Annotated in this window: 19 protein-coding genes; 4 read left to right on the forward strand and 15 right to left on the reverse strand. The window is 63.8% G+C overall.

Translation table 11 applies throughout. The annotated features are described in order from the left end of the window. Nucleotides 1–9 precede the first annotated feature (9 nt). Nucleotides 10–1,269 (reverse strand): MFS transporter, encoded by a 1,260-nt coding sequence (locus ACFOPI_RS14240; protein ID WP_382174866.1) that lies wholly within the window; start codon nucleotides 1,267–1,269, stop codon nucleotides 10–12. Next, complete coding sequence (locus ACFOPI_RS14245) at nucleotides 1,266–1,799, reverse strand: hypothetical protein (RefSeq protein ID WP_382174869.1); 534 nt, start codon at nucleotides 1,797–1,799, stop codon at nucleotides 1,266–1,268. Before ACFOPI_RS14245 ends, ACFOPI_RS14240 begins: the two co-directional genes overlap by 4 nt. Nucleotides 1,800–1,972: 173 nt before the next feature. Between ACFOPI_RS14245 and ACFOPI_RS14250 the strand changes: the two genes are divergently transcribed. After that, nucleotides 1,973–2,386 carry a thioredoxin fold domain-containing protein gene (locus tag ACFOPI_RS14250; RefSeq protein WP_382174872.1) on the forward strand — a complete coding sequence of 138 codons (414 nt, stop codon included), beginning with the start codon at nucleotides 1,973–1,975 and terminating at the stop codon, nucleotides 2,384–2,386. A gap of 77 nt (nucleotides 2,387–2,463) precedes the next feature. Further along, a complete protein-coding gene (locus ACFOPI_RS14255) occupies nucleotides 2,464–2,970 on the forward strand; it encodes a TlpA family protein disulfide reductase (protein ID WP_382174875.1) in 507 nt (168 codons plus the stop codon). A gap of 90 nt (nucleotides 2,971–3,060) precedes the next feature. Here the strand turns inward: ACFOPI_RS14255 and ACFOPI_RS14260 are convergent, their stop codons facing one another. Then, nucleotides 3,061–3,513: a c-type cytochrome gene (locus ACFOPI_RS14260; protein WP_382174878.1), complete on the reverse strand. Its 453-nt coding sequence runs from the start codon at nucleotides 3,511–3,513 to the stop codon at nucleotides 3,061–3,063. A 152-nt stretch (nucleotides 3,514–3,665) separates the two neighbouring features. Here ACFOPI_RS14260 and ACFOPI_RS14265 point away from each other — a divergent pair, with 152 nt between their 5' ends. Both ACFOPI_RS14265 and ACFOPI_RS14270 read left to right on the forward strand, forming a co-directional pair. Then, entirely contained in the window at nucleotides 3,666–4,340 is a 675-nt protein-coding gene (locus tag ACFOPI_RS14265; RefSeq protein ID WP_382174881.1) for a cytochrome b/b6 domain-containing protein, read from the forward strand. A 67-nt stretch (nucleotides 4,341–4,407) separates the two neighbouring features. Further along, on the forward strand, nucleotides 4,408–4,932 hold the full coding sequence (locus tag ACFOPI_RS14270) for a GNAT family N-acetyltransferase (protein ID WP_382174883.1): 525 nt from the start codon (nucleotides 4,408–4,410) through the stop codon (nucleotides 4,930–4,932). 3 nt (nucleotides 4,933–4,935) lie between these two features. On the opposite strand, the gene ACFOPI_RS14275 is transcribed toward ACFOPI_RS14270, so the two are convergent. The 12 genes from ACFOPI_RS14275 to rpsJ all read right to left on the reverse strand — a co-directional run bounded on the left by ACFOPI_RS14275 (nucleotide 4,936) and on the right by rpsJ (nucleotide 10,882). Continuing rightward, nucleotides 4,936–5,442, reverse strand: coding sequence for a peroxiredoxin (locus tag ACFOPI_RS14275; RefSeq protein ID WP_382174886.1), 507 nt, complete (start codon nucleotides 5,440–5,442; stop codon nucleotides 4,936–4,938). A 104-nt stretch (nucleotides 5,443–5,546) separates the two neighbouring features. After that, nucleotides 5,547–5,816: a 30S ribosomal protein S17 gene (gene rpsQ, locus ACFOPI_RS14280; protein WP_066157687.1), complete on the reverse strand. Its 270-nt coding sequence runs from the start codon at nucleotides 5,814–5,816 to the stop codon at nucleotides 5,547–5,549. 11 nt (nucleotides 5,817–5,827) lie between these two features. After that, a complete protein-coding gene (rpmC, locus tag ACFOPI_RS14285; RefSeq protein ID WP_066157692.1) occupies nucleotides 5,828–6,028 on the reverse strand; it encodes a 50S ribosomal protein L29 in 201 nt (66 codons plus the stop codon). Between the two features lie 15 nt (nucleotides 6,029–6,043). Continuing rightward, nucleotides 6,044–6,460: a 50S ribosomal protein L16 gene (gene rplP / locus ACFOPI_RS14290; RefSeq protein WP_066157696.1), complete on the reverse strand. Its 417-nt coding sequence runs from the start codon at nucleotides 6,458–6,460 to the stop codon at nucleotides 6,044–6,046. Between the two features lie 2 nt (nucleotides 6,461–6,462). Further along, nucleotides 6,463–7,323 carry a 30S ribosomal protein S3 gene (gene rpsC, locus ACFOPI_RS14295; RefSeq protein WP_382174890.1) on the reverse strand — a complete coding sequence of 287 codons (861 nt, stop codon included), beginning with the start codon at nucleotides 7,321–7,323 and terminating at the stop codon, nucleotides 6,463–6,465. A 16-nt stretch (nucleotides 7,324–7,339) separates the two neighbouring features. Continuing rightward, nucleotides 7,340–7,675 (reverse strand): 50S ribosomal protein L22, encoded by a 336-nt coding sequence (gene rplV, locus ACFOPI_RS14300; protein WP_066157701.1) that lies wholly within the window; start codon nucleotides 7,673–7,675, stop codon nucleotides 7,340–7,342. A 9-nt stretch (nucleotides 7,676–7,684) separates the two neighbouring features. Further along, a complete protein-coding gene (gene rpsS / locus ACFOPI_RS14305; RefSeq protein ID WP_066157704.1) occupies nucleotides 7,685–7,960 on the reverse strand; it encodes a 30S ribosomal protein S19 in 276 nt (91 codons plus the stop codon). A 12-nt stretch (nucleotides 7,961–7,972) separates the two neighbouring features. Beyond that, nucleotides 7,973–8,797 (reverse strand): 50S ribosomal protein L2, encoded by an 825-nt coding sequence (gene rplB, locus ACFOPI_RS14310; RefSeq protein WP_382174893.1) that lies wholly within the window; start codon nucleotides 8,795–8,797, stop codon nucleotides 7,973–7,975. 2 nt (nucleotides 8,798–8,799) lie between these two features. After that, nucleotides 8,800–9,111 carry a 50S ribosomal protein L23 gene (gene rplW, locus ACFOPI_RS14315; protein WP_066157709.1) on the reverse strand — a complete coding sequence of 104 codons (312 nt, stop codon included), beginning with the start codon at nucleotides 9,109–9,111 and terminating at the stop codon, nucleotides 8,800–8,802. Next, on the reverse strand, nucleotides 9,108–9,728 hold the full coding sequence (gene rplD, locus ACFOPI_RS14320; protein ID WP_066157712.1) for a 50S ribosomal protein L4: 621 nt from the start codon (nucleotides 9,726–9,728) through the stop codon (nucleotides 9,108–9,110). The genes rplW and rplD overlap by 4 nt, the downstream gene beginning before the upstream one ends. After that, nucleotides 9,728–10,396 carry a 50S ribosomal protein L3 gene (rplC, locus tag ACFOPI_RS14325; RefSeq protein WP_382174897.1) on the reverse strand — a complete coding sequence of 223 codons (669 nt, stop codon included), beginning with the start codon at nucleotides 10,394–10,396 and terminating at the stop codon, nucleotides 9,728–9,730. The genes rplD and rplC overlap by 1 nt, the downstream gene beginning before the upstream one ends. Before the next feature lie 171 nt (nucleotides 10,397–10,567). Next, nucleotides 10,568–10,882, reverse strand: a complete 315-nt coding sequence (gene rpsJ / locus ACFOPI_RS14330) for a 30S ribosomal protein S10 (RefSeq protein WP_066157716.1) — start codon at nucleotides 10,880–10,882, stop codon at nucleotides 10,568–10,570. Nucleotides 10,883–10,964 lie beyond the last annotated feature (82 nt).

Here is a 10,964-nt window from a genome sequence, read left to right on the forward strand (position 1 = left end):
CTCCGGAGTTTATCCCCCGGAGGCTGCGCGCTGGCGCCGGTATCCAAGCAGGAAAACCCCATAGGCTGAGACGCAGCACAGCCCGAACACTGTGATCGCGCCCCGAAAACGCGCCACGGTGTCCCAGCCCAGCAGAGCAAACGCATCCACCAGCCCGCCAATCGCCCACTGCACCAGGAACACGCCTGCAAAGATGACCAGGTTGTAGGCCGACAGCGCGCGCCCGGCCGCCGCCGCAGGCAGCGCCAGCGCCACGGCGGGCTGCGACAGCGAGACGAAGGTGCTGCCCACACAGAACGCGGCCCACAGGGGCCAGCCGGCCCGAGGCCCCAGAACCACAATGGCCGCCAGAGCCACAAAGCTCAGGGGCAAACCCCAGGCGATCAGCCGCTCGGCCGGGACGCCCCGCCGCGCCAGATGGGGATTGACCATGCCCCACAGCCAGAAGCTCAGCAGCATGCACAGGTTGATCGCAAACAGGCCGAAGGCCGCGCGCTGCGGCGTGTAGCCGGCCACCTGCACCATCCAGGGACCGGCCCACAGGGTCTGCACCGCCACCATGCCGCCGTAGTTGATGAACCCGATGGGCGCCAGCTGCCTGAAGTACGGGTGGCGCCAGATGGCGCCGTAGCCCGACGCTTCGGACCCTGCCGCCACGGGTGGGGGCTCCTGGCGCCAGCGCGGCACCAGCGCCACCAGCACCAGCATGGACAGCAGCACCAGCGCCGCCAGCGACCAGAACAGACCGCGCCAACCCAGCAGCGGCATCAACCACTGCACCGGCAGGGTGGACGCCACCATGCCCAGCGACCCGGTCATCAGCATCCAGGAGTTGGCGCGCAGCTGCGTGGCCGGCTGCAGCCAGCGGCGGTAACCAGTGAGCGGCGCCATGAGGCAGGCACTCACTCCCATACCGGTGAGCACGCGGGCGGCCAGCAAGCCGGCGAAGCTGGTGGCCATGGCAAAAGCCGCACAGCCCAGCACCGCCACCCCCAGGAAGGCCAGGATCACCCGCCGCGGACCGAAACGGTCCAGCCATGAGCCCAGGGGCAGCTGAGTGAGCGCAAAGCCAAAGAAGTACCCGCCGGCCAGCAGCCCGAGGTCGCTCGCCTGCAGGGACAGCTCGGCACTGAGAACCGGCGACAGCGTGGCGGTGACCGCACGGATCAGTGCCGACAGGAAGTACGCCAGCGCAAAGGCCAGAAACACCGAAACCGCCACCAGTGGCGACAACAGGTGGTCGCCAGACGCGGCCCCGGTGCTTCTCATGGCTGCGCGAGCGCCAGCCCGGCGAAGAATGCGTCGCTCGCGCCGTCGTCCAGGCGCGTGGCGTAGACCGCCGCCTGGAACACCTGTGTGCCGCGGGCGAAGTACGCCGCACGCGTGAGGACCGGCTGTCCTTGTGGATCGGTGCCGCGGGCCTGCACCCCCTGTGCCTGCGGCGCGCCCTTGACCCCGATCGACCAGGTCAGGCTGGGATCGTCCAGCGAAGCCGCCGCCACCCGAAGCGTCTGGAGGCTTGCCACGCGCCAGGCCGCCAACGCGGCGGGCACCTGGTCGGCCCGGCCCACATCGGCCCAGGCCAGAGCGAACCGCATGCCACCGGCCTCACAGGCCTGCATGTGCAATTCCACCGGCGTCCCCAGCATCGGCACCGGTCGGCTGGCGCTCTCAGGCTTGCAGGGCATCAGCGCACGCAAGGGCGTGCCAGCGACCGCCCACTCGCGCCAGTTGAACGTGGGGCTGCAGGCCCCAAGGGCCAGCAGCGCCGCCAGGCCAGCGGCACGCAATGGATGCAACAAAGGAGTCTCCGGAAAGCGCAGCGGCGTGGTGCCACCATGGAGGGCCGGGGCCCGGGGGTGCTCCGGATGGTATCTGCATCCACGACCGGCCCGATGCGTCCAGCACATTTGGAGGAATACCGCAATCGCGGTATCTTCCGAGGCGGGCCAACATACCCCCCTGAGTTTTCATGAACAACCCCGGCCATTCGTCCGCTCTTCCCACCCCGAGCTCGCTGCGCGGCAGCGCCCAGGCGGCGGTGGCGCGTGGCGAACCGCTGCTCGTGATGACCACCCTCGCCGGATGTCCGTACTGCGATCTGGTTCGCAACCACCACCTGCTGCCCATGCTGAGGCAGGGGTCGCTGCACGCTGTCCAGCTCGATATCCGGGATCGCACCAGCAATCTGCAGGGATTCGATGGTTCGATGACCACGCCCGCCGAACAGGCCAAGGCTTGGAAAGCCCGCTTTGCGCCGACCGTGCTGTTCCTGGGTGCCAAGGGGGAAGAGCTGGCAGAACGGCTGGTGGGCGTGGCGGTGCCGGACTTTTACGGTGAGTACCTCGATGCCCGGCTGCAGCAGGCCCGCGCGCGTTTGCGCTGAACCTGTTGCGGCATCGGAATGAACTCCCGGACAATCAGGAGATCACACTTCGGCCATTCCGAATTTTTCCCTGCGCCATGATGTCCACTTCGTCCTTCCGCCGCCGCTCGCTCGCCGCCCTTGTGGTCGCCACGGCTCTTGGCCTGTCCGGTTGTGCCTCCGGTGACGAGGCGCCTGCCTCCAGCTTCGTGCTGTTGGACGGCACCACCACCACCACCGCCGACCTCAAAGGCAAGGTGACCCTGGTCAACTTCTGGGCCACCACCTGCGTCACCTGCGTCAAGGAGATGCCATCCCTTGTCAGCACCCACCAGAAATTCAAGGACAAGGGCTACGAAACCATCGCCGTCGCCATGAGCTACGACCAGCCGGCCTGGGTGGCCAACTACGCCCAGTCGCGCCAGCTGCCGTTCAAGGTGGCGCTGGACAACACCGGCGAGCTGGCCAAGAACTGGGGCGACGTGAAGCTCACCCCAACCACCTACCTGGTCGACAAGCAGGGGCGTATCGTCAAACGTTTCGTGGGCGAACCCGACTTTGCCGCGCTGCACAACCTGATCGAGGACCTGCTCGCCAAGAGCTGATCCCTCGAGACCCACTCCTGCAGCGAAATGGGCGAGCACCAGAGATGGTGCCCGCCCATTTCAATTCAGAGGCTCTATTGAAGTGTCTGCTCACTCCTTGCGGAATGCGTCGTGGCAAGCCTTGCAGGTTTTGGCTGACTCGCCAAATGCTTTCTTCAGGTTGTCCAGATTGCCCGTCTTGGCGGCCGCATTGAGCTGGGCCACAGACGCCATCATGTCATCCGATGCCTTCTTGAACTTGGCCCCGTCGGTCCAGATTTCCGGCTTGGCCCGGGTTTCCCCCTTGTCGGAACCGGCCACAAACCCGGCCCAGGGCAGCTTGCTCATGGTCTCCACGATCGCCGCATTCTCGGCTGCCACCTTGGCGTCGAACGGCGCCTTGTCGCTGGCCATGGCGCCGAGACGACCGAAGTGAGCGGCCATCACCGTAAACGCTGCCTTGCGGTACTTGACGGCATCTTCCGGCTTCTGGAACTGGGCCATCGCGGGCACGGACAGTGTGGACACCACGGCCGCCAACGTGATTGAAGCAAGCAATTTCATGAGGACTCCTGCGCAGGGTTGATTGGATTGATAGACACGTAACCAAACAGGTTACCCGTGCCGGGAGTTGTTCGCGTGGGAAAAAGTTCCGCAGGAACCCGAGGCCGTGTATCTTCTCTACCTGTCCTTCGCGTCAACACCCGGTCCTCACCATGCACACCATCCGCGTCTGGGATCTTCCAACCCGACTGTTCCACTGGTCACTGGCCCTTTGCGTCATCGGCTTGGTCATCACCGCCAACGTGGGGGGAAGCTGGATGACCTGGCACGGGCGTCTCGGTTACGCGGTTCTGAGCCTGCTGCTGTTTCGCATCGTCTGGGGTTTTGTGGGCGGCCACTGGTCCCGATTCAGCAGCTTCCTCTACCACCCATCGACCCTGTTGGCCTACCTACGGGGCAACAGTCGGCCGGAGGACCGGGTGGGTCACAACCCCCTGGGCATGCTGTCGGTGTTCGCATTGATCACTGTGCTGCTGCTGCAAGTGAGCACCGGCCTGTTTGCCGATGATGAGATCGCGTTCACCGGCCCGTTGGTGGGCCTGGTGTCCGGCGACACGGTGAGCCAGGCCACCCGGTACCACAAGTCCATCGGCAAGCTCCTGCTGATTGCGCTGGTCGCGCTGCACGTGCTGGCCATCCTGTTCTACAAATGGGTCAAGAAGGACAACCTGGTGCGGCCGATGGTGCTGGGCGACAAGCAAGTCGTGGCACCGCTGCCCAGCGCACGGGACAACGGGGCATCGCGGCTGCTGGCGTTGGTGATCTGGGCGGCCTGTGGCGCCGTGGTGTACTGGATCGTCGGGCTGGGTCAGACCAGCTGGGGATGAACCCCGAGCGGCCGCCGACTTGTACTGTCGTATAGTGCCCGCTCGCCTGCACCGCTCGATTCTGCCGATGCCCGACTCCCGTCACACCGTCCAGCTGTCCATCCTGCATGCCCGCTCGGCCGAGAAACTGGCGGCGGTTCGCGCCCTGTTCCTGGATTACCAGGCGGGATTAGGCATCGATCTCTGCTTCCAAGGATTTGAAGAAGAACTGCGGGACTTGCCCGGAGACTATGCCGTCCCCTCCGGCGGGCTGTTCCTCGCACAAGTCGATGGTGCACCGGCCGGTTGTTGTGCCTTCCGGCCGCTGGCCAACAGCGACCATCTGAACGCGTGCGAGATGAAACGGCTGTTTGTCCGCCCTGCGTTCCGCGGACTCGGGCTGGGCCGGCAACTGGTGGACGCCGTGATCGTCGGCGCCCAGCAGGCGGGCTACACGACCATGTTGCTGGACACCCTGACCGACATGGAGGCGGCCCGTGCGCTCTACCAGGAGGTGGGCTTTGTCGAAACCGAGCCCTACTATCACAACCCTCTGGCGGGCGCGCACTACCTCAAGCTGGATCTGCGCGCACTGACGCTGGGCCGCGCCTGAAGGTTAGCCTCGGGCCTGGGCCAGCAGCGTCGCTGCGTCGCTGACCTCGAACTTGCCTGGACCTTCCACATTCAGCGTCTTGACGATGCCGTCCTTGACCAGCATGGAGTAGCGGTTGCTGCGCAAGCCCATACCCCGGGCGGTCAGGTCCAGCGTCAGACCTGTCGCCTTAGCGAAATCGGCGCTGCCATCTGCCAGCATGCGCACCTTGGTGCCGGTGTTCTGATCGCGTGCCCACGCACCCATCACGAACGCATCGTTGACGCTCACACACCAGATCTCGTCCACACCAGCCGCTTTCAGGGCATCGTACTGATCCACATAACCCGGCACATGTTTGGCAGAGCAGGTGGGCGTGAACGCACCCGGCAGTGCGAACAGGGCGATGGTTTTGCCGGCGCTGGCAGCGGCCGTGTCCACCGGGTTCGGGCCGATGCTGCAGCCATTGCCTTCGACCTCGCTGTACTCCATCAGCGTGACCGCCGGGATCTTGTCGCCAACCTGAATCATGGTGTGTTCTCCTCGTCTGTGTTGACCCGTGGGCCGGAAATGAAAAAAGCGACCGAGATTCTCGGTCGCTTTCGGGGCTTGCGCAGGAATCGGCGCAAACAGGCTTACACCACGGCGGCCTTTTGAACCAAGCGGGTGGCCACCCAGTTCTTGGTCTTGGACAACGGGCGGCTTTCGGTGATCTCGATCACGTCGCCGAGCTTATATTCACCCTTTTCGTCGTGGGCGTGGTACTTGCTCGACTTGGCAACGATCTTGTCGTAGAGCTCGTGCTTCACACGGCGCTCGACCAGAACCGTCACGGTCTTGGCGCGCTTGTCGCTGACCACCTTGCCGATCAGGGTGCGCTTGAGGGATGTTTTGGCTTCCGTCATTTCGTCACTCCTTACTTGGCGGCGGCGCGTTGCTTCTCGGCCAGGATGGTCTTGGCGCGAGCGATGGAACGGCGGGTGTCGCCCAGCGTGGCGGTGTTGTTGAGTTGTTGCGTGGCCTTCTGCATGCGCAGGCCGAAATGGGCCTTCTGCAGAGACTTCACTTCGGCTTCCAGGCCGGCCACATCCTTCTGGCGCAGTTCAGCAGCTTTCATCTATGTTCTCCTGAATCACTGACCCAGCATGCGAGCCACGAAGGTGGTGCGCAGGGGAAGTTTGGCGGCGGCAAGGGCAAACGCTTCGCGAGCGAGCTGCTCGGGCACGCCCACGATTTCGTACAGCACCTTGCCGGGCTGGATTTCAGCCACGTAGTACTCCACGGAACCCTTGCCGTTGCCCATACGGACTTCGGCAGGCTTCTGGGAGATCGGCTTGTCCGGGAACACGCGGATCCAGATCCGGCCGCCACGCTTGACGTGACGGGAAATCGCACGGCGTGCGGCTTCGATCTGGCGGGCCGTCAGACGGCCGCGGTCGGTGGACTTCAGACCGAAATCTCCAAAGGCCACGGTGGCGCCGCTGGTGGCGACGCCGGTGTTGCGACCTTTTTGCTCTTTACGGTACTTGCGGCGAGCGGGTTGCAGCATGTTTATTCTCCTTTGCCGTCCGCAGGTGCCCCTGCGGGTGCGTCTTTGCGAACGCGCTTAACGGCGGGTTTGTCGGTGGCCTCGGCCGGCTTGTCGGCACCATCGGCCGGGGCGGCATTGCCACCGCGACGCACAGCGGCGCGGGCAGCCGGACCGGCCGGACGCTCACGGCGCGGGCCGCGCGGACGACGCTCTTCTTCCGGACGCGGGGTTTCCACGGCGGGCAAATCGTTGCGACCCAGGGTGTCACCCTTGTAGACCCAGACCTTGACGCCGATGACGCCGTAGGTGGTCTTGGCTTCGGAGGTGCCGTAGTCGATGTCAGCGCGCAGGGTATGCAGAGGCACACGGCCTTCGCGATACCACTCGGTGCGGGCGATTTCGATGCCGTTCAGGCGGCCAGCCGACATGATCTTGATGCCCAGGGCACCCAGACGCATGGCGTTCTGCATGGCGCGCTTCATGGCGCGGCGGAACATGATCCGCTTTTCGAGCTGCTGTGTGATGGAGTCCGCGATCAGCTTGGCATCGATTTCAGGCTTGCGCACTTCTTCGATGTTCACAGCCACCGGCACGCCCAGTTTGGCGGCCAGGTCCTTCTTCAGCTTCTCGATGTCCTCGCCCTTCTTGCCGATCACCACGCCCGGACGAGCCGAGTAGATGGTGATGCGGGCGTTCTTGGCGGGGCGCTCGATCACGACGCGCGAAACGGCGGCGTTCTTCAGCTTGCCCTTGAGGTACTCACGGACCTTGATGTCTTCCGCCAGCATGCCGGCGAAATCACGGTTGGATGCGTACCAGCGGCTGGCCCAGTTGCGGGAAACTGCGAGGCGGAAGCCGGTGGGGTTGATTTTCTGTCCCATATGTCCTCTTGCCTCTTCAGTTGCCAACCGTCACGTAGATGTGACAGGTGGGTTTGCTGATGCGGTTGCCGCGGCCCTTGGCGCGGGCAGCGAAGCGCTTGAGCGTGGTGCCTTGCTCGACGTAGATCGACTTGACGAACAGTTCGTCGATGTCGGCGCCGTCGTTGTGCTCGGCATTGGCGATCGCGGAATCCAGCGCCTTCTTGACGATGCCGGCGGCCTTTTTCTGCGTGAACGACAGGATGTTCAGGGCCTGGTCGACCTTCTTGCCACGAATCAGGTCGGCCACGAGACGGCCTTTGTCCACCGACAGGCGCACGCCGCGAACGACGGAGCGGGTTTCTGTACTCATGGTTGGTCCTTACTTCTTGGCTTTCTTGTCGGCCGGGTGGCCTTTGAACGTGCGCGTCAGCGAAAACTCGCCGAGCTTGTGTCCCACCATCTGGTCGGTGATGTACACGGGCACGTGCTGCTTGCCGTTGTGCACGGCGATCGTCAGACCGATGAACTCGGGCAGGATCATGGAACGGCGCGACCAGGTCTTGACGGGCTTCTTGTCCTTGGTGGACACAGCCTTCTCGACCTTGGCCATCAGGTGGTGGTCAACGAAGGGACCTTTTTTGAGAGAACGAGTCATTTCGTCAACCCCTTACTTCTTGCGACGCGACACGATCATGTTCTGCGTGCGGCGGTTGTTGCGGGTGCGGTAACCCTTGGTCAGGTTGCCCCACGGATCCACCGGTGCACGACCTTCGCCGGTCTTGCCTTCACCACCACCGTGCGGGTGGTCGATCGGGTTCATGGCGGTACCACGCACGGTCGGGCGGATGCCCATGTGCCGCTTGATACCGGCCTTGCCGATCTGGCGCAGGCTGTGCTCGGTGTTGGAAACTTCACCGATGGTGGCGCGGCAATCCACGTGGATCTTGCGCACTTCGCCAGAACGCATGCGCACCTGGGCGTAGATGCCTTCGCGGGCCAGCAGCACGGCGGAAGCACCAGCGGAACGGGCGATCTGGGCACCCTTGCCGACTTGCAGCTCGATGCAGTGAATCGTCGAACCGACGGGGATGTTGCGGATCGGCAGGGTGTTGCCCACACGGATCGGCGACTCGGAACCGGACAGCAGCGTGGCACCGACTTCAACGCCACGGGGGGCGATGATGTAGCGGCGCTCGCCGTCGGCGTAGCACAGCAGCGCGATGTGCGCCGTGCGGTTCGGGTCGTACTCGATGCGTTCGACCTTGGCCGGGATGTTGTCCTTGTTGCGACGGAAGTCCACGATGCGGTAGTGGTGCTTGGCACCGCCGCCCTTGTGGCGAACCGTGATGTGGCCGTTGTTGTTGCGGCCGGACTTCTGGTGCTGGGGTTCCAGCAGCGGCGCGAAACCGTCACCCTTGTGCAGGTGTTCGCGCGTGACCTTCACCATGCCGCGACGGCCTGGCGAGGTTGGTTTCATCTTGATCACTGCCATGATTAGGCCTCCCCACCGAAGTTGAGTTCCTGACCCTCGGCCAGCGTGACATAGGCCTTGCGCACATGGTCACGGCGACCTACGGTCTTGCCGAAGCGCTTGGTCTTGCCCTTCTGGTTGAGCACGGACACGCCCTTGACCTGGACCTTGAACATCAGTTCAACGGCAGCCTTGATTTCGGGCTTGGTGGCGTCCTGCAGCACCTTGAACAGCACGGCATTGGACTGCTCGGCGGCTTGCGTGGCCTTTTCAGACACGATAGGTGCCACGAGCACCTGCATCAGACGGCCTTCGTCGTATTTCGTGACGCTCATGCGAACATCTCCTTGAGCTGGTCGATGGCACCCTTGGTGACGATGACCTTCTTGTAGTGCACCAGCGACACGGGGTCGGCATAACGCGGCTCGACCACGAGCACGTTGGCCAGGTTGCGCGAAGCCAGGTACAGGTTCTCGTCGACTTCTTCGGCGATGACCAGCACGTTGCTGAGGTTCATGGCCTTGAACTTGGCGGCGAGCTGCTTGGTCTTGGGCGAGTCCACCTTGATGGAGTCAACCACGGCCAAACGGCCTTCACGCACCAGCTGCGAGAAGATGGAGGCCATGCCGGCGCGGTACATCTTCTTGTTGAGCTTCTGGGTGAAGTTCTCGTCCGGGCTGTTCGGGAAGATGCGACCACCCCCGCGCCACAGCGGCGAAGACGTCATACCGGCACGGGCGTTGCCAGTGCCTTTCTGCTTGAACGGCTTCTTGGTCGAGTGCTTGACCTGCTCACGGTCTTTCTGAGCACGCGTACCTTGACGGGCGTTGGCCTGATAAGCCACCACGAGTTGGTGGATCAGGGATTCGTTGTAGTCACGACCAAACACGGTCTCGGGCACGTCCAACTTGGACGCAGCCTGGCCCTGGTCGTTCAGGAGTTCAACTTGCATCAGTTAGCTCCCTTCTTGGCCTTGACGGCGGGACGAACGGTCAGGAAACCGCCGTTGGCACCAGGTACGGCACCACGGATCATCAGCAGCTGACGGGCTTCGTCGACGCGGAAGATGTCCAGGTTCTGGATGGTCTTGGTCTGATCGCCCATGTGGCCGGTCATCTTCTTGCCCGGAAACACGCGACCCGGATCTTGGGCCATGGAGATCGAGCCCGGCACGTTGTGCGAACGGCTGTTGCCGTGCGACGCGCGCTGCGAGCTGAAGTTGTGGCGCTTTATGGTACCGGCGTAACCTTTACCAATCGAAGTGCCTTGCACGTCGACCTTCTGGCCAGCGGCAAAGATGGCATTGGCAGCCACGGTAGCGCCCGGCTGGTACTGGGCAGCCACATCGGCGGCAACGCGGAATTCCTGGGTGATCTCACCCGCTTCGACACCGGCCTTGGCCAGGTGACCCGCGATGGGCTTGGTCACACGAGAGGCGCGGCGCTGGCCGAAAGTGACCTGCAGCGCGTCGTAGCCATCGTTGGCTTGGGTTTTGACTTGCGTCACACGGTTGTTCGACACATCGACCACCGTGACAGGCACTGCGTCCCCGTCATCGGTGAACAGACGCATCATGCCCACCTTGCGACCCAACAACCCGAGGGAGTTGCTAAGACTCATTGTTTTCTCCGTTCCCGACTGCAATTGGCCGGGGCTGATGGTGCGCAGCCCACCGGCCGGATGACCAGCGGACGAACGCGGTTAAGGGCCAGAAGCCCGAAAAGCCCGCCAGTATAACCAGCGAGCTTTGTTTCTGCAAGCCCGGCCATCGCCGAGCCCGCGCACTGCGGATTACTGCAGCTTGATCTCGACGTCGACGCCGGCCGGCAGGTCCAGCTTCATCAGGGCGTCGACCGTCTTGTCGGTCGGGTCGACGATGTCCATCAGGCGCTGGTGGGTGCGGATCTCCAGCTGGTCGCGCGAGGTCTTGTTGACGTGCGGCGAACGCAGGATGTCGAAGCGCTTCATGCGGGTCGGCAGGGGCACGGGGCCCTTGACGATCGCGCCGGTGCGCTTGGCGGTGTCAACGATCTCGGCGGCCGAGGTATCGATCAGCTTGTAGTCGAACGCCTTCAGGCGGATGCGGATTTTTTGCTTGGTAGACATGCGGTTCTCCGGATCCGGTTAGGCAATGATCTTGGCCACGACGCCGGCGCCGACGGTACGACCGCCTTCACGGATGGCGAAG

Source organism: Hydrogenophaga luteola (genome assembly GCF_042648585.1).
Lineage (GTDB): Bacteria > Pseudomonadota > Gammaproteobacteria > Burkholderiales > Burkholderiaceae_C > Hydrogenophaga > Hydrogenophaga luteola.